This is a genomic window from Leptolyngbya sp. PCC 6406, assembly GCF_000332095.2.
In the GTDB taxonomy this organism is placed as follows: Bacteria; Cyanobacteriota; Cyanobacteriia; order Phormidesmidales; family Phormidesmidaceae; genus PCC-6406.
Window position 1 is genome coordinate 4,986,073 of the sequence record NZ_KI913949.1, and the last position, 19,637, is coordinate 5,005,709.

Consider the following 19,637-nt stretch of genomic DNA (forward strand, 5'->3'; position numbering starts at 1 on the left):
ACCTGGCGTTGGCTAATATCAATCCACCCATAGCCGCTGTAGCGGTCTGAGACCACAATGCCGTCATAGGCTGGGCCAATCAGTGCTTGGGCGGCGGCTTGAGACCGGCTCAACAGAATGCTGAACACACTCACCATCGGCGTCACCAGCACCCACAGCCAACCCTGTCGCTGGGCCTGATTCTGGCCATCGCTGTTCCCCTGGCGAAAGCTAGTCTCATCACTGTGAATCACCGCTTCCCCCTGCACGTAGCCTTGCGCCTCAGCTACTGGCTGCCCCAGTGCCGCACTGGCTTCTCGGCGTAGCCGGTTGATGCTGCCGCCAGAAATCTCGATCTCAAACAGCGCTGCTAGACAGGTCTTCACCTGCTGATGGCTTTGGCGATAAGCGCCACTCAGTAAGGCCACTACTGCACTCAACCGCTCACCATAACCGCCTTGATGCACCTCTGCTGGTAATTTGCTACGGGTGGTTTTACCGCAGTGCTCACAATCTAAGGCGTGCAGGCGATGCTCGATGACGATGGGCTCAATTGGCGGTAGTTCGACAATCTGGTGCCGATAGGGCGCTGGGTCGTTTCCTGATAGCGGCTCTCCACAATGCCCACAGGTCTTGGGGCGATGCTCGAACACCTGTTTGCAGGCTTCTAGGGGATACAGCTTGCGGGAATATCCTTTGTGTCCCGGTTGGCCTCCGCGCTTCCGCTTCCCTTTGCCTTTGCCCTCCGGGTCTGGCTTAGGGGGGCCGAATCCATCCTTTGAAGGCGGCAACGATGAGTTTTGCGAATTCTGGTTGAGTTGCTCTTCGAGGTGGCTCACCCGCTCTTCTAAGCGACTGATGGTCTCAATGAGAGCGCACACCAGAGCTTTTTTTACGCTAGCCGGGGTGGCATCCCAATCTGACACAGAAATGGAGATGCCGCCGATGTCTATGGTGGGCTCGTTGCCTTCACTCATGAGCCTACCTTAACCCCTATCGAGACCCTGGAACCCTTAATTCTTCGTGAACCCCTGAAGGCTTACCGCCCGATAGGGTTTGCTTACTCTGGCGAAAATGAAACATGAACTAGAATCCCGCCTCAACCGCTCCATTGATCTGGTTCCCGAAGCCTCCATTCAAATGAGTGATAACTGGATCCGACGGCGAGAAATATTAAGTTCTGCCCAGACGATCTATGAATAGAGATGAAGCGGCTTTACTGGATATCCATAACACAGCACAGCGGATTCTGCTATTCACGTAGGACTGACTAAAGCCAGCTTAGTCACCAACGAAGAAAAACAATCTGCAATTCTTTAGCAGGTGATTGTCGTCGGTGCTGGGCCGATTGGGTGGAGGGGCAACCTCCCCAGCCAGCGGCGTGCCAATAGCCGCCATTAGATCTGATCGGGGTCAAGACCTTGGGCGCGGAGCAGAGTGGCAAGGCGCTCGGCCCGCTGGCATTCGGCTTCGGCCCGCTGGTGTTCAGCTTCGGCCCGCTGGCGTTCAGCTTCGGCCTGTTCTGCACTCCACAGCAGCAGATTGCCATCAGCATCCCACCAGCGCAGCCAATTCAGGGTTTGGGCCAACCGTTCTCCCCGCCAGACCCCTAAAAATAGCCCCAGGGGCTCAACCCAAAACCGTCCGGCAGCATCGGCGGGTTGCAGTTCATAGCGGCCACCTTGCAGATGACGCACCTCTAACCGACCTCCCGTGGGTTCGTAGATAACATAAACCGGCACCTGCAAAATTTGCTCGTAAAAATAGAGCTTGCCATAGGGCGGCAGGGCGCGAATGGACAGTTCGCCGTTGTCATCGGCGGACAAAAACTCCATCACCACGGCAACCGAATCACCCTCTAGGCTCGGGGTATAGCTACGGCGCACTTCCGTCTCTGGGGCTGGATTTGCCCGAGGCACATAGAACCAGTCCGGGGCTTTGACCACGGTTTCGTTGTCTACCCCGGCCACCAAGCCAAAGTTAGAGCCAATCAGCATTTCAGGGCGAATGCGGTGGGCTGCCCCTAGGGCATCGGTGAGGGCAGCAGCCAGGGGCGGTTGTTGAATATTTTCCACCGGTTCATCCAGCAGCTTAAAGTCGTCGGGTAGGGGCGGCCAGGTGATGGCTGGGCCAATGCGAGGCTGGGCTTGAACCATGGCGAGTGTTTCCTGAGCATCTGCCTTCTTCCCAGTCTAGCCGGACAACGGAGCCCCTGCCGCTGTCTCTACCCCCTGCGCTCAGCCCAGGGTGGCGGGGCTGACTTGAGCTATGAATCTTCAAAAATGGCACCCTCTAAGAGTCAAGGGTCTGATGCCGCTATCATTACCAATTTTGAGCACTACCCGCGAAGCAATGCGCCGAAAGGATGTCTAAAGCGATCGCGTCAGCAGCGATTGCGGCTAACCGCTAGGATCAGGGCAGTGATCTCGGACTGTTGCCGAGGCATAAGGATATTTCGCCGTGCAGCTAGCCCAAGGACCAACTCTGACGCCCCCCATTCCTCCCTCATCGGTGGACCCCGACTGGGTACTGGTGGCCCACGAACTGACCAAATTCTATGGGCGGGGATCCCAGCGCTTTGAAGCCGTGCGTCAAGTTTCCCTCAACCTACAACAGGGCAGTGTTCTTGCCTTTCTTGGCCCTAATGGTGCTGGAAAAACCACCACGATCAAGATGGTGGCGGGGCTGGTGCGGCCCGATCGGGGCTGGGTCCGCATCGTCGGGGAAGATCCCCATCGCCATGCTGCCGCCCTGCGCCATGTGGGAGCAGTTCTAGAGGGTAACCGCAACCTCTACTGGCGGCTGACCCCTGAGGAAAATCTGGAGTATTTTGGGGTGCTGCGGGGCCTGTCTCGGCGGTTAGCCCGCCAGCGGGGGGCGGTGCTGCTGCAACGTTTTGAACTGGAGACCAAAGCCAAGATCCCGGTGCAAAAGCTCTCGCGGGGCATGCAGCAAAAACTTGCGATCGCAGTTGCCCTAATCCACAGTCCCCAACTGCTGTTGCTGGATGAACCCACCCTAGGTCTAGACGTAGAGGCCAGCCAAACCGTGAAGGCCCTCGTCCGCGAGATTGCCGCCGAAGGCCGCGCCGTAATCCTCACCACCCATCAGCTTGACGTAGCGGAAGAACTCTCCGACCGCGTCGCCATTATTCGCCAGGGCCACATCATTACCGAGGAGCCCACCGCCGACCTGATTCGCCAGTTCTCTGGCTCCACTTACCATCTAGCAGTAGAGGGTGTGGTCCCGGTCCAGCAGCAACAGGCCATCGCAAAATTGGGGGGCACCGTCACCGGGTCCGACATCACCTTTGCCGGATCTGCTACCGCCCTCTACGACCTTCTTGCCGCCCTGCGCCCATTACCGATTCTCTCGGTACAACGAGATCGGGCGGACCTCACCCAGGTCTTTCTAAAACTGATGCAATCTCCTGAAATCAAGTAATCCCCTGTTTCGGCTACAGGAATCCAGGGATTGGGAAGTTTTCCGGAATCGGGTCTCAATCAGCATAGAGAATAATCGGCTGCCCCGCCTCAATCACCACCACCCGTTGAGCAGTGACATTCCCGACAATTACCCCTGTCGCCGCCCCCCCAATAATCGCTCCCGCATCCAGACCACGACCCAAAATTACCCCCAGAACAGCACCCCCCGCCGCCCCAATCGCCGCATCGCCCGCGATCGCTTGGGCAGAGGTCTCACGGGGATCCTTGATATCGCGCAATACCTCGGAACTGGCCACCAGAGATCGCCGGAATCCCCCCGCTTGAATGTGGCTAGCCACATAGCGTAGCCCCCCCTCAATAGGTTCTAGCCGCCCTTCTACAACGGTACCCACGGGCAGAGTCACCCCATTGAGGGTAACGGTGCGATCGACACGAACAGGCAGCGCATAAATAGTGTCAGGATTGAAATAGAGCGTTTCCTCGCTCTGGGTCACCACCTCAACCAAGGTAGTGGACTGCTTGGCCTGAGCCGTAACCTCTGCCGCCACCCCAGGACGGGGCAACCCAATTCCAGTGGATCCCAACAGAGTCATGAGGGCAAGGGAAGCGACGGGCAAGGTCTTCATGGCAGGCTCCTGAAGAGGATGAGCTGATGATCGGTAAGGGGCTTAGCTGCGATCGCGGCGATCGCAGGAATCACTCAGAGACCAGACGGAGCAATCCCTGAGAAAGTTGCCCCATATTGTAACGAAAGGTAAGGCCCCCCAGACTACTCAGCACTACTACAGGGAAACGAATACAGGCAAACCAAGCCGGGTTTCTGCCCCGGACAGATGGGATCCGGCCCTGGAATGGGACAATAGGGGCACATTTGGGGAGAGGAAACACGTGATGAAACGCACCTTACTGGCTATGGTCATGGCAGCCCTGGTTTGGTTAGGAGCCATCAGCCCAGCCTGGGCCGCTCTGGCAGAGGACGTGGCGTTACTGCTTGATACCCATGACTGTCCCGTCTGTATTCTGAGCGGGGCAGACTTAAAGGGCGCAGACCTGAAGGGAGCCAATCTTAAAGTCGCCACCCTAACGGGAGCTGACCTCAGGGAAGCCAATCTCTCCAAAGCCAACCTGATGCTGGCCTACCTAGATGAGGCCAATCTCACTGGGGCTAACCTCAGTAACTCTCAGATGAACGGCGCACAAATGCCCCACGTCAACCTGCACGGGGCGAACTTGAGCAACGCAGAAATGACCCAGGTGAATTTGCTAGAGGCGGATCTTTCCGATGCCAACCTAGGGGGGGCAATCATGCTGAGTGTAAAACTAGGCACCGCCAACCTCAAGGGAGCCAACCTCAAGGGGGCTAACTTGAGGGGAGTCAATCGCAGCCAAGCCTTGTTCTGCAACACCATCATGCCCGATGGTGCCATTGAGAACCGGGATTGTGAGTAAGTCTCCTTTGGTTCGCACTGAACATTCCTCCAACCCGGAGAAATGCTAATTCTGCTGGGATAAATGCTGCACAGGCCACTCCCATGGGACGCTACGTTCAGGCTGAACCCTATCCCTATCCCTACAACGGGGATTTACGACCCGATAATACGGTCCTCATTATCATCGACATGCAGACTGATTTCTGCGGTCAGGGGGGCTACGTAGACAAGATGGGCTATGACCTTTCCCTCACCCGTGCTCCCATTGAACCCTTACAAGCCCTGCTCAAGGTCATGCGCGAACTCGGCTATGGCATTATCCATACCCGCGAAGGACACCGCCCCGACCTAGCAGACCTACCGGAAAACAAGCAGTGGCGATCGCGGCAAATCGGCGCTGGTATTGGCGACCCTGGCCCCTGCGGCAGAATCTTGGTCCGGGGGGAAGCTGGCTGGGACATCATTCCCGAACTTGCCCCTATCGCGGGCGAAGCTGTCATCGATAAACCGGGTAAAGGGGCCTTCTACGCTACGGATTTAGAGCTACTGCTACGGTGTCGAGGCATCCAAAACATCATTCTCACGGGCATTACCACTGACGTGTGTGTTCACACCACCATGCGAGAAGCCAATGATCGCGGCTATGAATGCTTAATGTTAGCCGACTGCACCGGAGCCACCGACTATGGCAATCATCTGGCGGCCCTTAAGATGATTAAAATGCAAGGGGGCGTCTTTGGGGCCGTTGCTACCTCTTCAGACCTTATTGAGGCTATTCAGCCCTAAACCTATGGACACCGCCACCCTGACCCAACCCATCATCACGGATCGTCCCCCCCAACTTGATGTCGTAGAGATGACCAAGCGCTTCGGCAGCTTTACTGCCCTAGATAGCGTCTCCATGACCCTCAAATCGGGTAGTCTCCACGCCCTACTTGGAGAAAACGGTGCCGGGAAAAGTACCCTTGTCAAATGTGTGATGGGGTTCTATCGCCCCACCACCGGACAAATCCTCATTAATCAAGCCGCCCAAAATATCCAGAGTCCCAAAGACGCCCATGCCTGCGGCATTGGCATGGTGTACCAGCACTTTACTTCGGTCCCTGCCATGACGGTGGCGGAGAACCTGGTGCTGTCTCGCTACGACAACAAAACCCTAATCAACTGGAAGCAGGAACTAGAAGCGCTGAGAGCCTTCATGGACAATGCTCCCTTCCATGTCGATCTCGAAACTCCTGTCGGACAACTGGCGGCGGGGCAAAAGCAAAAACTCGAAATTCTCAAACAGCTCTATCTCAAAAGTCGGTTGCTGATTCTAGACGAGCCCACCTCAGTCCTGACACCAGGGGAAGCTGACGAAGTTCTGGGTCTACTCAGGGAAGAGGTTGTGCGGGGCCACCTCAGCGTCCTGCTGATCACCCACAAGTTTCGAGAAGTCCAAGCCTTTGCCGATGAAGTCACAATCCTACGGCGGGGCACCGTGGCAGGGCAGGGGCAGGTCCAAGACCTCACCATTGAGGCTATGGCAGAGATGATGTTGGGTAAGGAGCGTAAGCCCAAATCTGTTTCAAAAACCGACTTAGGAGAACAGGTTCCGGTCCTAGAGGTAACTAATCTTCATGCCAACCGAGACAACGGTCTGCCTGCGGTTAAAGGTGTGAACTTACAAGTCCACACGGGGGAGATTGTGGGCATTGCCGGGGTCTCGGGCAATGGCCAGCGGGAGTTTGTAGAGTCGTTGTCAGGGCAACGGGTGCCAACGGAAGGCCAGCTACGGGTTAATGGCCAACTCTACACCGCTACCCGTGCAGAAATGTTCAAGCACAGCGTTTATTCCCTACCGGAAGAACCGTTGCGCAATGCCTGTGTGCCGACGATGAGCGTGGCGGAGAACATGGCCCTACGCACCTTTGATCGTCCGCCCCAGGCCAAGTGGAACGTTCTGCTCATGCTCAAGGCTATTCGTAGCGCCGCCCAGGTGTTAGTGAGTGCCTTCTCGGTTAAAACGCCTTCCGTGGAGACGCCTGTGGGGCACCTATCTGGCGGTAATGTCCAACGGACGGTGCTGGCACGGGAATTGTCTTCTCAAGAGGTGCGACTGCTGATTGCGGCAAATCCCAGCTTCGGTCTGGATTTTGCAGCGGTGGACTTTATCCACGACATGATCGTGGAGTCCCGGAATCGAGGGGTGGCGGTGCTATTGGTGAGTGAGGATCTGGATGAGCTTCTCACTCTAGCCGATCGCATTTTGGTGATGAGTGACGGGGAACTCGTTTATGAAAGTGCGATCGCAGATGTAGACCTGACGGTAATTGGTCAGCGGATGGCAGGGCATTAGCAACCAGCCATGCCCTATCTCTTAACGGATCTCTGGAATTTAGCAGAGCGTGCTGACACCCTGCCCTGGCAACCCTTCCGCCCAGGGGTAAAGATGTATCGGCTATACGGTGACAGTCATGGACCTTCGGCGGCACTCCTGCGCTATGAGCCTGGAGCCCAAGTCCCCCACCATGACCATAGTGGCTATGAGCACATCATCGTACTGTCCGGGTCTCAACAAGACCAGCACCAAACCTATGGCGCTGGCACTTTAGTAATTAACGAACCAGGCACAGACCATGCGATCGCAAGTCCAGAGGGCTGTCTAGTGCTAGTTATCTGGGAAAAGCCCGTCATCCTACGGCAGGATTCGTAGATAGCCTAAGGTGTGTGGACAACTAACACTGATGGGCACCAACCAGAGATACCAAGCCGCAATCGCAATCACCTCTGGGTCAGAGTTGAAAATCGCTGCCAGCGATCGTGCCCCTAGTACACCAGGGCGTAAATCAGCCCACTATTGCCGCGCCATCTCAACATTTTCCGGTCCCCTCTCCCCTTGGGAGAGGGCTAGGGTGAGGGGCCGAGGTGTGCCACGATGGAACGGCCAGGGTATTTCCGCCGCAGAGTACTAGTACTGGGTGGCTGAAATGACCTTACCATTGAGAGGTAGGGTAAAGAGGACTTTTCTACAATGGCTAGACTGACTGCCGCCAGGCTCACTTTGAGCGAAACGGAGCGGAGCGACTTAGAGCAATTGATTCGACGTCAGCGGACGTCACAGCAGCTCGCTTTGCGCGCCAAGATTATCCTCACAGCTGATGAGGGCAAAGGCCATGGCGAAATCGCCCGAGACTTGGGGGTCAGCAAAGAGATGAGTCGCCGCTGGCGGGGGCGTTGGCTGGAGTTGAGTCAACAACAGGTCGCTGTGGAAGAGCGCCTACAGGATGTCCCTCGTCCCGGGGCTCCGGCTACCTTTAGCCTCGAACAAATCACGCAACTCTATGCCCTAGCTTGTGCACCGCCCGAGCAGTATGGCCGCCCCATCAGTCATTGGACCCCTGGAGAACTGGCCGATGAACTGAGCAAGCAGGGAATTGTCGAGAGTATCAGTCCCCGTCATGTGGGCCGACTGTTGGCCGAGGCTGACCTCAAACCCCCCCAGAGCCGTTACTGGCTCTCCCCCCCCCCGACCCTAACTTCGAGGACAAAGTCAAAGACATTTGCCAGGTCTACGAACAGGCTGCCACTCGTGCCGAACACGGCGAGCTGACCTTCAGCCTGGATGAGATGACGGGAATCCAGGCTCTGGAACGGACGATGCCTGACATCGCCATGAAGCCGGGACGCTGTACCCGCATTGAGTTTGAGTATATTCGCCATGGCACTCAAACCCTGATTGCCTCATTCAATGTCGCTACCGGACAGGTGGATCAGGCCACCGTGGGAGACACCCGCACCGAGCAAGACCTCGAGAGTCACCTCAGAGCCTTACTGGCCCAAGTTCCAGATGCCTCCAAGATTCATCTGGTCATGGATTGCCTCAACACTCATCAATCGGAATCTCTCGTCCGACTGGTGGCGGAACGCGAGGAAAAACCGATTCATCTGGGCCAGAAAGGGAAGACGGGCATTCTCCTGTCTATGGCGACCCGAGCGGCGTTCTTGAGCGACCCCAGCCATCGACTGGTCGTTCACTTCACCCCCAAGCATTGCTCCTGGCTCAATCAAATTGAGCTTTGGTTCTCCATCCTGGTACGTAAGCTACTCCGACGTTCGAGTTTTACCAGTCAAGCCCAACTCAAGGCGAAGATTTTAGCGTTTGTCGATTACTTCAATCGCACCATGGCTAAGCCCTTCAAGTGGAACTACACGGGTAAGCCCTTGGTCGCATAAATGCCTTGGCCACTTCCGCCAAGCAGTACTAGCCCTAGCATCACCGCCATCAAAAGCCCCCATACAGACAAAAGCGATAGCCCTGCCTGAGTGCCAACAGGAAATCATACAGAGAACATGATCACGAAGGCGCGGATGAGCTGAAACATTGAAAAGCCAAAAAAGAGCCAGAAAAATAGCGACAGGCCAAAGAAAACACGCTGACAATTGGGAATGTTGGCTAGGGAAACCAGAAAAAGAATGCCATAGGTCAACAAAATGAGGACATCGCCAATAATGTAGTTAAACAGCGTAGTTAGGCCAAGCTTCCAGCCTGTAGCGTAAGCGTTGGTAGGGTTGCCCGGAACCCCAAACATCCACAGGAAAATTAGCCCTGCGCTGGCTATGCCCGAGAGCAGAGAAACACCAAAAGTTCCGATATTAAATAACTTCATAGGCCGCTTAAGGTTAATTCGTTTCCGCCCGCCCCAGTAAACTATTTCAAGTGAGGGTGTCGTCAATAATTCGTTAATAATATAGTAAATAGTGAAACAGCTCACCCCATAAATAGGTTGGGCAGAGAGGCTTGCCTACCCCCATCGTCCCAGGCTACCGCGTAGAATCACTAGCCCAGAGGGGGAGAGGGATTTAGGGCTTCGGCGTGAGCTCAGTCAAACGCTCAGCCGAACGGTGAGGGGCTGCAAAACTGAGATGAACCCGATGTAGAGCTTGCTCTTCCCGCAGGGTGGGACATGAATCTGCAAAAGTGAGATGCCCCCCTTTGGGTAAACATATTGCGCTATTCGCGATGATAGAAGATACATCTAGATCAACGTCACGAAAGGAAATTGAACATGAATAGCAATATGACAACGACCAGTGGCAAATGCCCGGTGATGCACGGCGGTGTTACGCAGGTCAGCATGTCGAACGTGGAATGGTGGCCCAAGGCCCTCAACCTCGACATTCTGCATCAGCACGATCGCAAGACCAATCCCATGGGGGCGGACTTCAACTATCGAGAAGAAGTCAAGAAACTCGACGTGGCCGCCCTTAAGCAAGACCTGCACGCCCTGATGACAGACAGTCAGGACTGGTGGCCAGCGGACTGGGGTCACTATGGGGGCCTAATGATCCGCCTGTCCTGGCACGCGGCGGGCACCTACCGGATCGCCGACGGTCGCGGCGGTGCGGGTACCGGGAATCAGCGGTTTGCGCCAATCAACTCCTGGCCGGACAACGTCAACCTGGACAAAGCCCGCCGTCTGCTCTGGCCCATCAAGAAGAAATACGGCAACCAGCTCAGTTGGGCGGATCTGATTGCCTACGCGGGCACCATCGCCTATGAATCCATGGGGCTAAAGACCTTCGGCTTTGCCTTTGGGCGGGAAGATATCTGGCATCCCGAAACAGACATCTACTGGGGGTCAGAGAAGGAATGGCTTGCCCCCAGCGACAATCCCCACAGCCGCTACTCCGGTGAGCGGGATCTGGAAAATCCCCTAGCTGCCGTGATGATGGGGCTGATCTATGTCAACCCCGAAGGCGTGGACGGCAATCCAGATCCCCTCAAGACCGCCCATGACTTGCGGGTGACCTTTACCCGTATGGCCATGAACGACGAGGAAACCGTTGCCCTCACCGCCGGTGGCCACACCGTGGGCAAGTGCCACGGCAACGGCGATGCCGCGTTACTGGGGGCAAAACCCGAAGCCGCCGATGTCGAAGAACAGGGCTTGGGCTGGCAAAACAAGACCACGCGCGCCATTGGCCGCAACACTATGAGCAGCGGCATTGAAGGGGCATGGACGACGCACCCAACCCAATGGGACAACGGCTATTTCCACATGCTGCTGAATTACGACTGGGAACTGAAAAAGAGTCCAGCCGACGCATGGCAGTGGGAACCCATCAACATCAAGGAAGAAGACAAGCCCGTTGATGTCGAAGACCCCACAATCCGCCACAACCCGATCATGACCGATGCCGACATGGCGATGAAGATGGATCCTGAGTATCGGCAGATCTCCGAGCGGTTCTACCGTGATCCCGACTACTTCGCTGATGTCTTTGCGCGGGCGTGGTTTAAACTGATCCACCGGGATATGGGGCCAAAGGTGCGTTACATCGGCCCCGATGTGCCCCAAGAAGACCTGATCTGGCAGGATCCGGTGCCGGCAGGGAACACGGACTACGATATCCAGGCGGTCAAGGACAAGATTGCCGCCAGCGGTCTGAGCCTCGGTGAAATGGTTTGCACCGCCTGGGACAGTGCCAGAACCTTCCGGGGTTCGGATCTGCGGGGGGGCGCTAACGGGGCACGCATCCGCCTGACCCCGCAGAAGGATTGGGAAGGCAACGAACCGGCGCGTCTGGCCAAGGTGCTGGCGGTGCTGGAAGGTATCGCGACGGAGACCGGGGCCAGCGTCGCCGATGTCATCGTCCTGGCGGGCAACGTCGGCATCGAGCAGGCTGCCAAGGCCGCTGGCGTTGACGTTACCGTTCCTTTCTCCCCTGGTCGGGGCGACACAACGGACGAGATGACCGATGTCGAATCCTTCGAGCCACTGGAACCCATCCATGATGGCTACCGCAACTGGCTCAAGCAGGACTACGCCGTCAGTGCCGAGGAACTGATGCTCGATCGCACCCAACTGATGGGGTTGACTGCCCCGGAGATGACGGTGCTGGTGGGTGGGATGCGCGTCCTGGGCACCAACTATGGCGGCACTAAGCACGGTGTATTCACCGATCGCGAAGGCGTATTGACCAACGACTTCTTCGTGAATCTGACGGACATGAGCTACCAGTGGAAACCCGCTGGGAATAATCGGTATGAAATCCGCGATCGCAAAACCGATCAGGTCAAGTGGACGGCGACACGGGTTGATCTCGTCTTCGGCTCCAACTCGATCCTGCGGGCCTATGCCGAAGTCTATGCTCAGGATGACAACCAAGAAAAGTTCGTGCAGGACTTTGTGTCAGCTTGGACGAAGGTGATGAACGCCGATCGCTTCGATCTGGCCTGATTTCTCGATCCCCATCCCCACGCCATTCACATCGTGGCGTGGGGATGGCGTGGGGATGGGGACTGCATTTGACCCAGCCTACGGCTGAAATTCACAGGCAGCTAGATGTTCAGCAAGGGAAATCTGAATCACGTCTTGGGGTGTTGTACCTAGACGGTCAGCTTCTTGATTAATCCGCTCCAGTATCCAAATAGGGAGGTCAATGCTGATGCTTTGGCTCTCAGATCTAAGGCGTTTGGCCTGGGAGAGGTCAAGGTAAGGGGTGAGGTCTTCTCCGGCTTCAAATTTTTGGTCGAAGTCTTTAGCTTTCATAGAACGCTACCTCTTCCTTGCGCGATCGCCGAACTGAAATAATGCGCGTCTTCTGCGGCCATAAAACTGGCGCGCTCTGCCACTGATGAAAGTCTAGAGCTAAAGACCATCGGGGAACTAGACAATATCTTCAGCTATATTAATGCCGCCATAGCAGCTCAGGCACGTGAGCATTCCTAAGACATTGCATCATCATGTTCGAGAGCGTATCCCAGATTCAGTGAGGAGCCGATATCCCGATATTCCCTGGCGAGATATGGCCGGAATGCAAGATAAACTGATTCATAATTATTTCAATACCGAGAGCTTATGGCATAACGCTCCCAATCGCCCGCCGCCGATAACCTCGATATCATAACAGATGACTCTCAGCGGTCGGTGTGCAGCGGGCTTGTTAGGGGTTTTATCGCATCAATTCAGCTTTTTTAATGAATCCAATATTTCATCGGCAACAGTCAAAAATTTTTTCTTTAAATCCTTAGTCAACTTATCTAGGTCATCAAAGTTCGGATCCTTAACCAACGATGCTTCAAATACTGAATACTGGGGTATTTTGTCACCCTGAACCCACTTGGTATTTTTCAAAAGATTCCAGTACTTTTCCTGCACATCTTTCGTCTGCCCCAACAGCCAGATTTCAAAATTCACCTCAGCGTGGTTCAAAACCAACCCCAACTTTAGTTTTTTACATTTCAAATAGTCATTTGAAATGTAAAAATACTTAACGGGTGACAAGGGCACTCAACGTCATACGGTACAGGGTTTTGAGATAATGGAGGGGACAAAAAAAAGGGAGCCTCAGTACAGCTCCCCCAACCAAATATGTTCCCTACATTCTACCAAACTACCCTTCTCACCCATCTCAATGAAAAACAGTACTTGACCTTCCAGTTACTGTTGTTATTGCTACAAGCGCATCGCCAAGTCAAACTCTCCGTCTTAGCCAGCGTCTTTCCTCAGCCCATTCAGTATCAAAGTCGCAAACGGAACTTACAACGCTTTTTAGCCTTACCCAAACTCACGCTCAAGGTGCTGTGGTTTCCACTGCTCAAATATTGGATCCGCCAAGTGGAAACGGGACGGGGCTTGAACCGTGACCAACGCCGTCGTCTGAGAACGCTCAAACACCATAAACACGGCTATTGGATTCTGGCAATGGACCGCACGGAATGGAAAGGGCGAAATATATTCATGGTCAGCGTGGTGTGGGGGACTCATGCTTTACCCGTCTATTGGGAGCGTTTAGGGCGGGCGGGTACGAGTGACCTGAAAACGCAACGGCGACTGCTGAAAGCGGCCCTGTCCTTGTTTAAGTCCTACCCGGTTCTACTGCTGGGTGACCGGGAGTTCCATAGCCCTAAACTGGCGGAATGGTTGGATCAGCGCGGGGTGTCCTTTGCACTCCGACAGAAAAAGGACTTCCATTTCAAGACCGATACCGATACCGACTATCAAGTCCTCAAAAACGTTGGCTTCAAACCGGGCCAGTCTCGATTTTATGAGGGAGTTTTGTGCAACAAGGGCGATGGTATGGGCCCGTTTAATTTAGCGGTGTATTGGAAGCGCTCCTATCGCCAGAAGGGGCCGAAGGAGCCGTGGTATATCCTGACTAATCTGCCCACCTTGAAGCAAGCGTTAGCGGTCTATCGATGTCGCTGGGGCATTGAACAGCTCTTCAAAGATTTTAAGACTGGGGGCTATAACTTGGAGGATACCAAGGTCAATGACACCCGGTTCTTAGCCTTAGTTTTACTGATCGCTCTGGCTTACAGTTTGGCGACTCTCCACGGCCAGTGGATGCAGGAGGCCAAGCTAGCTCAGTATGCCGGACGTCTCCAAGAGCACCAAGATAAGGCTCCACGGCACAGTGACTTTAGCTTCAGTCTCTATGGGCAACGATGGCTCTATGCCATGGACCTATGGGCCGATTGGGCGCTCAAGCTGGTGGCCCTCAAACCCCATAAACACCGCTATTTTCAGCGAGGTTTTCACGCCCTATCCCTTATCCAGCAAGCTCTCTAGGGGGGTTGTCACCCTGTAAGGTAAAAATACGTGTAATCCATATACCCTTGAAAAACATTTCCGACAGAATACACATCACTGAATTCGTTAGAAAAGACAGTTTTCAACTTCTGGATATATTTCACCAGCTCAGCATAAGCGATTTGAACATCGCCCTTAGTCAACAACTCTTTGTATGCAAAAATATAGCTGCTTAAATTCCTTTTCTTCATTAGATGACCTTCGCCCTATGTTTTTCACCTCACTCTTTATTAGAGGGAATCGTTCTGCATAACACCCCTTATAGGGTTATTAGGTGGAAATCTGTCAGCCTAACACTCCTATACGGGTGATTAGGTGTTGGAGTTTAGACTAAGGCAAATTTTCTCCCTGAGGATAGGGAGAGAAGAAATAGCGATTTGAGGGCGATCGGAGAGCTAAGCGACCGTTTGCGACGTTTTTTTGGGTCGACTAGGGCGTTTTCTGACCGTGGGATAGCGAGGTTTGCGGTTACGGTTTTGACCTTTGGGCCACCCAGGGGACTTTCCACGGGGTTTGGGAGCCTGGGCGGGAGAGCCCAACCGGGCTAAAAGTGAGGCAATGGAATCAGCGACCCGTCCGGGGGTAAGGATAGGCAGCTTTTTCTGCCAGGGCAGAGGGGCATCCTGCACAAGGTCTCGGGCGAGCCAGAGTTGCCAGGTGGCCAAGGGCATCAGATCGCTCCAGCGCTCGGCGGCTTTGGGTTCACCGAGTTTGGGCACCATCCAGTGAAGGCGCTGCTTCAAGAATCGGTACCAGTGCTCTAGGGCAAAGCGTCGCAGGTAGCGTTGCCAGAGGTGCTCAAGGTCGGGCATCGTGTCGCCGACCCAGACTAACCACAAGGGGCGAATCGAGCGGGGCTGGCCGTCCTCACCAAGACGTTGAACCTGAATCAGGGTCATGGGATGCGGGGCGGCTTGGCGAAAATGCATCTGGTGCCAAGCGCGCACCCGCACAGCACCCAATTTCGGATCCACAACCGTCAGGTCTTGGTTAGGCTCTGGCCAGGTTGCGGGGTCATTAGGCTTGAAACAGTCGCCATGAACTCGGGGCCGTCCCCGACCTGAATAGGGGGGCGGGGCACCCCAGAGATTGCGGTTAGAGCGCAGACGCATCAGCTTGTCGGCCTTAATGTCCGCTGTTTTCAGCACAAAGCTGGCACAGCCATATTCGCTATCCCATAGGCTCAGCGGACGATGGGGTAAGGACTGGCACACTTGTCTGAGTTGAAAGGCGGCTAAGCTAATCGGGCTCTCCCAACTGGTGATCCGCTCATGGCGTAGGGGCAGCGCCCAACTGCCTTCGGCTTCAGGAACCCACGCTAAGGTGCTATACCCTTGACCTAGACTCACCGGACCTAAACTCCCGCCCCCATTGGCCTGATGCTCATGGGTGCGCTCCCGTAACCGTTTCGCCTCTGGCCGTGGCCATCCGGTATGGTCTCCCGCTAGCACAATCGGGCCATCGCTCGGGAGCTGCTCCAGATAGAGGCGCATCAGCCGTTGCCGTTGCGGGCGACTATCTTGCAGGGCCTCATAAGCACTCGGCCACTTTCGTCGAAATAGCGGGGACTGCGAGAGTTCCACAAAGCTAGAGAGATGACGGCTGGTCAGCACCGCATCAACGAGTTCAAAGGTTGCGTCGCGTGCCCGGCCCAGATACTTATGGGCGCGGTGCCGGAATCCATACAAGCTATCGTAAGTCATAGGCCGGTGCCGAGATGGGTTGTACTTTCTCAGCTTCGGCTAAAAAGCGGCCCGAGCCTTGCTCTGCCGCTTTTTTCTATGGCTTTAGTCTAAACTCCAGTTAGGTGGAATGATTCAGTATAATCAGCTCCCTGGATCGTTTGGGATTTGTTTACCATCTCTGTGGCGATCGCACCTGGGAACCGTGCTTGGTGTTTATCTCGTTGGCTCTAGCGGTAGCGTTGTGCAATCCCTGATGGTCCTAAAAATCCGAAATTGGGCTTGGGTGACCACCTTGGCCAGCATCCCTGCCAGATAAGATGACGATCGCGGTCATATCGATTCGATCGTGGCTGGATGCAGAAGGGTTAGGGAGAAGGATGGGACAGATTCAGCGGGTTGGCATTATTGGCGGGGGGCAACTGGCCTGGATGATGGCGGATGGAGCTGCCCAACTGGGGCTGGACTTGGTAGTGCAGACCCCCCATGCAACCGATCCAGCAGTAGCGATCGCACCTGAGCCCGTTCTTGCGCCGGTTGCCGATGCCACCGCCACAGCGGTCTTGGCCGATCGCTGTGATGTAATTTCCTTTGAGAATGAATTCATCAACTTGGCTGCGTTGGCTCCCCTGGCCGCAGCGGGGGTCTCGTTTCGCCCTAGCCTCCCCGCGATCGCACCGTTGCTAGACAAGTACTCCCAGCGGCAATGCCTAGAGGCGGCGGGACTCCCGAATCCCCGTTTTGTGGCCCTGTTTCCAGACACCCCACTGCCAGAGGCAGAGAGTCATGCCCGTGCCCTCGGGTTTCCCCTAGTGATGAAAACCCAGCGCTTAGGCTACGACGGCCAGGGCACATTTATTCTGCCCACTTGGGAAGCGTGCCAGCAGACCTGGGACCAGATCCAGCGGGTACCCGTCCTTCTAGAGGAATTTATCCCTTTTGAGAAGGAACTGGCGATCATGGTGGCCCGCGCCGGGTCGGGGCAGGTTGTGACCTACCCCACGGTGGAAACCCAGCAGGTAGATCAGGTTTGTCGGCGGGTAGTGGCTCCAGCAGCAGTGTCGGCAGAGATTCAAGCCCAAGTGGCGACCCTAGCCACAACCCTAGTCACAGCCCTAGACTATGTGGGGGTCTTAGGGATGGAGTTATTCCTTGCCCCCGGTGGTCGCCTCTTGGTCAATGAGGTCGCCCCCCGCACCCACAACTCCGGCCACTACACCCTGGATGCCTGTGTCACCTCCCAGTTTGAGCAACAACTCCGGGCCGTGAGTGATCGGCCCCTCGGTTCCTCAGCCATGACCTGCGATCGCGCCGTGATGGTTAACTTACTGGGGTTTGAGACCACCGACCAGGATTACGCAGAAGTGCGATCGCACCTTGCCGCCCTGCCCCATACCCATGTGCACTGGTACGGCAAAACCGCCCGACCAGGCCGCAAGCTAGGCCATGTGACGATATGCCTCCCCCAGGCAGAGGACGACGGGGAAGCCCAAGTGGCTGCGGCGATTCAGGCAATAGAAACCCTCTGGTATCCCCCACTCTAGTGGGGATTTCCGCCCCGCCCCCTTGCAATCGACCCATGGGCATTGGTTATGATGGGGACAGTTCTACTGCGGTGTTGGTGACTGCCAATATTGTTTTGCGATCTATGCTTTCTGAATCAGGATGCCAAGTTGTGCGGATGGCAGTATACCGGGCATTGCACCCGGAAACTTAAAATCCAGCGCCAGAGTGTCCACCTGGGTCTCCCAGGTCGAAAACTGAGGTAAGACGGCATTGCGGTGAACTATCAAGCTTAAAATCCCCCGCTGATACCAGCGGGGGATTTTTTATCAGCCCTTCTGCCTCCTCGCCCCCGCCCCCTGTTAAGTTAGACGCTGAATTGGGGGTCGAGGAGAGGTGCAATCTCAAAAGTTGGTTACTGTAGTGGGTAATACAATTAACAAGCCCCGTTAAGAGTGAAGCTTTAGAAATCGGGTCTCATTATTCTCTACAGCCCCAGAATTTCCTAACCTTCCTGCCTTGGTTACTACTCTAAGAACAGCTTCCTTTCCCGCGACGGTCAACCGTCTCGACAACAACCTGACCGTAGTCCATCACCACATGCCTGCCACCCCCGTCGTCGTGGTAGATATCTGGGTCCGGGCGGGGGCAGGCATCGAGCCGCCCCAGTGGTCGGGCATCGCCCACTTTTTAGAACACATGGTGTTCAAAGGAACCGAATACCTGCCACCGGGCATGTTCGACTATGCCATCGAAAATCGAGGCGGATCTAGCAATGCGGCCACCAGCTACGACTACGCCCATTACTACATGACCGTGGCGGCAGATGCACTGCCAGAGACCTTACCCTACCTAGCAGATTTAGTCCTCCATGCCGGGATCCCAGCAGATGAGTTTGTGCGGGAACGACATGTGGTACTAGAAGAATTGCGACAGGCCCAGGATGATCCTGACTGGCTCGGGTTCCAAGCCCTGTCAGCCCAGGTGTATCAGGAACATCCCTATGGCCGTTCAGTTCTAGGAACAGAGGCACTGCTAAACAGCCTTTCCCCCGAGGACATGCGCTGTTTTCACCAAGCCCACTACCAGCCGGATAACATGACCGTCGTAGTAACCGGTGGCATTCCCCTAGAAACCACCCTGGAACTGGTGCGCCACGGCTTCCGAGCCTTCCCCCAGCCCCCGGCCTGTCCCCAGACTGCCCCCATGCCGGCCCCACCATGGCAAGGAATCCGGCGACAAACCCTCCGGCTACCCCGTCTAGAACAGGCCCGGTTGATGATGGCTTGGACCGGACCAGGGGTAGATTCCCTAGAGGATGCCTGTGCCATGGATCTGCTCTCCTCTCTGCTGGCAGAGGGGCGCAGCTCCCGGCTGGTGAGGGAACTGCGGGAGGAACGGCAGTGGGTGATGGACATCAGCAGTGGCTTTTCCCTCCAGCGGGATGCCAGTTTATTTACCCTTCAGGCTTGGCTAGAGCCAGAACGGATAGGGGATGTGGAAGCCCTAATCCGCGATCGCCTTGCCCAGCTCGGCCAAGTCCCGATTCCCCCACCAGAACTTGCCCGAGCACAGCGGCTCCTATGCCATGATTTTGCATTTTCCACTGAAACCCCTGGCCAACTCGCGGGGCTCTATGGCTACTACAGCACCGTCGCCCAGACGGAGGACAGCTACGCCTACCCCGCTCGTGTCCAGGCCCATACCGGAGCGACCCTCGCCACCCTGGCCCGCCGCTGGCTCTCCCCCGACGATTATGCCGTTACCGTACTCCTCCCTGGGGGATAATCATTCCGGTGGGCGGAACCAAAGATGCCGATACCGGAATGATGTTGAACCTCAATCCCTCATTTGGGCTGTTTTGGCCATGGGTAGAGCAAGTTTTGCTCAATTATCTCGGGATATCCAGGAAAATCCAAACCCCATACTGGATTACCTAGTACTGGATAGAGCACCGTAGGGGCGGGTTTTGACAGATTATCCCCTACCCCCCACTCCCCTACCCCCCCACTCCCCCTA

Annotated in this window: 21 protein-coding genes and 1 other RNA gene; 14 read left to right on the top strand and 8 right to left on the bottom strand. The window is 55.6% G+C overall.

What is annotated here, in order from left to right; translation table 11 throughout:
* On the bottom strand, nucleotides 1–956 hold a 956-nt coding region (locus LEP6406_RS29310), incomplete at its 3' end, for an IS66 family transposase (RefSeq protein WP_008315143.1).
* A gap of 97 nt (nucleotides 957–1,053) precedes the next feature.
* On the opposite strand from LEP6406_RS29310, the gene LEP6406_RS34500 reads away from it, so the two are divergent.
* The gene (locus LEP6406_RS34500) at nucleotides 1,054–1,182 is read left to right on the top strand and encodes a hypothetical protein (RefSeq protein ID WP_263971212.1); all 129 of its coding nucleotides are present in this window, start codon (nucleotides 1,054–1,056) and stop codon (nucleotides 1,180–1,182) included.
* Nucleotides 1,183–1,376: 194 nt separating this feature from the next.
* Here LEP6406_RS34500 and LEP6406_RS0222290 read toward each other — a convergent pair whose 3' ends face one another.
* The gene (locus LEP6406_RS0222290; RefSeq protein ID WP_008308301.1) at nucleotides 1,377–2,135 is read right to left on the bottom strand and encodes a Uma2 family endonuclease; all 759 of its coding nucleotides are present in this window, start codon (nucleotides 2,133–2,135) and stop codon (nucleotides 1,377–1,379) included.
* Between the two features lie 304 nt (nucleotides 2,136–2,439).
* On the opposite strand from LEP6406_RS0222290, the gene LEP6406_RS0222295 reads away from it, so the two are divergent.
* A complete protein-coding gene (locus LEP6406_RS0222295) occupies nucleotides 2,440–3,423 on the top strand; it encodes an ABC transporter ATP-binding protein (protein ID WP_008308303.1) in 984 nt (327 codons plus the stop codon).
* A gap of 55 nt (nucleotides 3,424–3,478) precedes the next feature.
* Here LEP6406_RS0222295 and LEP6406_RS0222300 read toward each other — a convergent pair whose 3' ends face one another.
* Nucleotides 3,479–4,051 carry a 3-Oxoacyl-(acyl-carrier-protein (ACP)) synthase III gene (locus tag LEP6406_RS0222300; protein ID WP_008308305.1) on the bottom strand — a complete coding sequence of 191 codons (573 nt, stop codon included), beginning with the start codon at nucleotides 4,049–4,051 and terminating at the stop codon, nucleotides 3,479–3,481.
* Nucleotides 4,052–4,316: 265 nt separating this feature from the next.
* On the opposite strand from LEP6406_RS0222300, the gene LEP6406_RS0222305 reads away from it, so the two are divergent.
* The 6 genes from LEP6406_RS0222305 (at nucleotide 4,317) to LEP6406_RS0222330 (ending at nucleotide 9,070) form a co-directional block, all read left to right on the top strand.
* Nucleotides 4,317–4,874, top strand: coding sequence for a pentapeptide repeat-containing protein (locus LEP6406_RS0222305; RefSeq protein ID WP_008308307.1), 558 nt, complete (start codon nucleotides 4,317–4,319; stop codon nucleotides 4,872–4,874).
* 83 nt (nucleotides 4,875–4,957) lie between these two features.
* The gene (locus tag LEP6406_RS0222310) at nucleotides 4,958–5,641 is read left to right on the top strand and encodes a biuret amidohydrolase (protein ID WP_008308310.1); all 684 of its coding nucleotides are present in this window, start codon (nucleotides 4,958–4,960) and stop codon (nucleotides 5,639–5,641) included.
* 4 nt (nucleotides 5,642–5,645) lie between these two features.
* Nucleotides 5,646–7,193 carry an ABC transporter ATP-binding protein gene (locus LEP6406_RS0222315; protein ID WP_008308312.1) on the top strand — a complete coding sequence of 516 codons (1,548 nt, stop codon included), beginning with the start codon at nucleotides 5,646–5,648 and terminating at the stop codon, nucleotides 7,191–7,193.
* A gap of 9 nt (nucleotides 7,194–7,202) precedes the next feature.
* Nucleotides 7,203–7,550: a cupin domain-containing protein gene (locus LEP6406_RS0222320; RefSeq protein ID WP_008308313.1), complete on the top strand. Its 348-nt coding sequence runs from the start codon at nucleotides 7,203–7,205 to the stop codon at nucleotides 7,548–7,550.
* 318 nt (nucleotides 7,551–7,868) lie between these two features.
* Nucleotides 7,869–8,447: a helix-turn-helix domain-containing protein gene (locus tag LEP6406_RS0222325; protein ID WP_027268760.1), complete on the top strand. Its 579-nt coding sequence runs from the start codon at nucleotides 7,869–7,871 to the stop codon at nucleotides 8,445–8,447.
* Between the two features lie 17 nt (nucleotides 8,448–8,464).
* Nucleotides 8,465–9,070 carry a transposase gene (locus tag LEP6406_RS0222330; RefSeq protein WP_027268735.1) on the top strand — a complete coding sequence of 202 codons (606 nt, stop codon included), beginning with the start codon at nucleotides 8,465–8,467 and terminating at the stop codon, nucleotides 9,068–9,070.
* Nucleotides 9,071–9,174: 104 nt separating this feature from the next.
* Here LEP6406_RS0222330 and LEP6406_RS0222335 read toward each other — a convergent pair whose 3' ends face one another.
* Nucleotides 9,175–9,504 (bottom strand): hypothetical protein, encoded by a 330-nt coding sequence (locus tag LEP6406_RS0222335; RefSeq protein ID WP_008316205.1) that lies wholly within the window; start codon nucleotides 9,502–9,504, stop codon nucleotides 9,175–9,177.
* Nucleotides 9,505–9,915: 411 nt separating this feature from the next.
* Here LEP6406_RS0222335 and katG point away from each other — a divergent pair, with 411 nt between their 5' ends.
* Nucleotides 9,916–12,078: a catalase/peroxidase HPI gene (gene katG / locus LEP6406_RS0222340; protein ID WP_036031433.1), complete on the top strand. Its 2,163-nt coding sequence runs from the start codon at nucleotides 9,916–9,918 to the stop codon at nucleotides 12,076–12,078.
* A gap of 78 nt (nucleotides 12,079–12,156) precedes the next feature.
* Here katG and brnA read toward each other — a convergent pair whose 3' ends face one another.
* On the bottom strand, nucleotides 12,157–12,390 hold the full coding sequence (gene brnA, locus LEP6406_RS0222345; protein ID WP_008316201.1) for a type II toxin-antitoxin system BrnA family antitoxin: 234 nt from the start codon (nucleotides 12,388–12,390) through the stop codon (nucleotides 12,157–12,159).
* A 166-nt stretch (nucleotides 12,391–12,556) separates the two neighbouring features.
* On the opposite strand from brnA, the gene LEP6406_RS35725 reads away from it, so the two are divergent.
* Nucleotides 12,557–12,748 carry a HepT-like ribonuclease domain-containing protein gene (locus LEP6406_RS35725; RefSeq protein WP_071992269.1) on the top strand — a complete coding sequence of 64 codons (192 nt, stop codon included), beginning with the start codon at nucleotides 12,557–12,559 and terminating at the stop codon, nucleotides 12,746–12,748.
* A gap of 53 nt (nucleotides 12,749–12,801) precedes the next feature.
* Here the strand turns inward: LEP6406_RS35725 and LEP6406_RS29320 are convergent, their stop codons facing one another.
* On the bottom strand, nucleotides 12,802–13,131 hold the full coding sequence (locus LEP6406_RS29320) for a DUF7000 family protein (protein WP_008316199.1): 330 nt from the start codon (nucleotides 13,129–13,131) through the stop codon (nucleotides 12,802–12,804).
* Between the two features lie 81 nt (nucleotides 13,132–13,212).
* Between LEP6406_RS29320 and LEP6406_RS0222355 the strand changes: the two genes are divergently transcribed.
* The gene (locus LEP6406_RS0222355) at nucleotides 13,213–14,412 is read left to right on the top strand and encodes an IS4 family transposase (protein ID WP_027268829.1); all 1,200 of its coding nucleotides are present in this window, start codon (nucleotides 13,213–13,215) and stop codon (nucleotides 14,410–14,412) included.
* 8 nt (nucleotides 14,413–14,420) lie between these two features.
* Here the strand turns inward: LEP6406_RS0222355 and LEP6406_RS35730 are convergent, their stop codons facing one another.
* Nucleotides 14,421–14,624: a DUF7000 family protein gene (locus tag LEP6406_RS35730; RefSeq protein WP_008311724.1), complete on the bottom strand. Its 204-nt coding sequence runs from the start codon at nucleotides 14,622–14,624 to the stop codon at nucleotides 14,421–14,423.
* A 204-nt stretch (nucleotides 14,625–14,828) separates the two neighbouring features.
* Nucleotides 14,829–16,136: an NF041680 family putative transposase gene (locus tag LEP6406_RS0222365; protein WP_008311722.1), complete on the bottom strand. Its 1,308-nt coding sequence runs from the start codon at nucleotides 16,134–16,136 to the stop codon at nucleotides 14,829–14,831.
* A 359-nt stretch (nucleotides 16,137–16,495) separates the two neighbouring features.
* On the opposite strand from LEP6406_RS0222365, the gene LEP6406_RS0222370 reads away from it, so the two are divergent.
* The 3 genes from LEP6406_RS0222370 (at nucleotide 16,496) to LEP6406_RS0222375 (ending at nucleotide 19,406) form a co-directional block, all read left to right on the top strand.
* Nucleotides 16,496–17,659 carry a 5-(carboxyamino)imidazole ribonucleotide synthase gene (locus tag LEP6406_RS0222370; RefSeq protein ID WP_008316487.1) on the top strand — a complete coding sequence of 388 codons (1,164 nt, stop codon included), beginning with the start codon at nucleotides 16,496–16,498 and terminating at the stop codon, nucleotides 17,657–17,659.
* 60 nt (nucleotides 17,660–17,719) lie between these two features.
* Nucleotides 17,720–17,904, top strand: a non-coding RNA gene (ssrS, locus tag LEP6406_RS31600) — 6S RNA.
* Between the two features lie 233 nt (nucleotides 17,905–18,137).
* Nucleotides 18,138–19,406, top strand: coding sequence for a M16 family metallopeptidase (locus LEP6406_RS0222375; RefSeq protein WP_027269356.1), 1,269 nt, complete (start codon nucleotides 18,138–18,140; stop codon nucleotides 19,404–19,406).
* The last annotated feature ends 231 nt before the right edge of the window (nucleotides 19,407–19,637 follow it).

Coding starts and splice junctions, on each gene's coding strand:
- LEP6406_RS35730 (WP_008311724.1), bottom strand. CDS start 14,624: ATGAAGAAAAGGAATTTAAGCAGCTATATTTTTGCATACAAAGAGTTG.
- LEP6406_RS0222335 (WP_008316205.1), bottom strand. CDS start 9,504: ATGAAGTTATTTAATATCGGAACTTTTGGTGTTTCTCTGCTCTCGGGC.
- LEP6406_RS0222305 (WP_008308307.1), top strand. CDS start 4,317: ATGAAACGCACCTTACTGGCTATGGTCATGGCAGCCCTGGTTTGGTTA.
- LEP6406_RS0222320 (WP_008308313.1), top strand. CDS start 7,203: ATGCCCTATCTCTTAACGGATCTCTGGAATTTAGCAGAGCGTGCTGAC.
- LEP6406_RS0222355 (WP_027268829.1), top strand. CDS start 13,213: ATGTTCCCTACATTCTACCAAACTACCCTTCTCACCCATCTCAATGAA.
- LEP6406_RS34500 (WP_263971212.1), top strand. CDS start 1,054: ATGAAACATGAACTAGAATCCCGCCTCAACCGCTCCATTGATCTGGTT.
- katG (WP_036031433.1), top strand. CDS start 9,916: ATGACAACGACCAGTGGCAAATGCCCGGTGATGCACGGCGGTGTTACG.
- LEP6406_RS0222315 (WP_008308312.1), top strand. CDS start 5,646: ATGGACACCGCCACCCTGACCCAACCCATCATCACGGATCGTCCCCCC.
- LEP6406_RS0222370 (WP_008316487.1), top strand. CDS start 16,496: ATGGGACAGATTCAGCGGGTTGGCATTATTGGCGGGGGGCAACTGGCC.
- LEP6406_RS0222325 (WP_027268760.1), top strand. CDS start 7,869: ATGGCTAGACTGACTGCCGCCAGGCTCACTTTGAGCGAAACGGAGCGG.
- LEP6406_RS0222365 (WP_008311722.1), bottom strand. CDS start 16,136: ATGACTTACGATAGCTTGTATGGATTCCGGCACCGCGCCCATAAGTAT.
- LEP6406_RS0222290 (WP_008308301.1), bottom strand. CDS start 2,135: ATGGTTCAAGCCCAGCCTCGCATTGGCCCAGCCATCACCTGGCCGCCC.
- LEP6406_RS0222310 (WP_008308310.1), top strand. CDS start 4,958: ATGGGACGCTACGTTCAGGCTGAACCCTATCCCTATCCCTACAACGGG.
- brnA (WP_008316201.1), bottom strand. CDS start 12,390: ATGAAAGCTAAAGACTTCGACCAAAAATTTGAAGCCGGAGAAGACCTC.
- LEP6406_RS0222330 (WP_027268735.1), top strand. CDS start 8,465: ATGACGGGAATCCAGGCTCTGGAACGGACGATGCCTGACATCGCCATG.
- LEP6406_RS0222300 (WP_008308305.1), bottom strand. CDS start 4,051: ATGAAGACCTTGCCCGTCGCTTCCCTTGCCCTCATGACTCTGTTGGGA.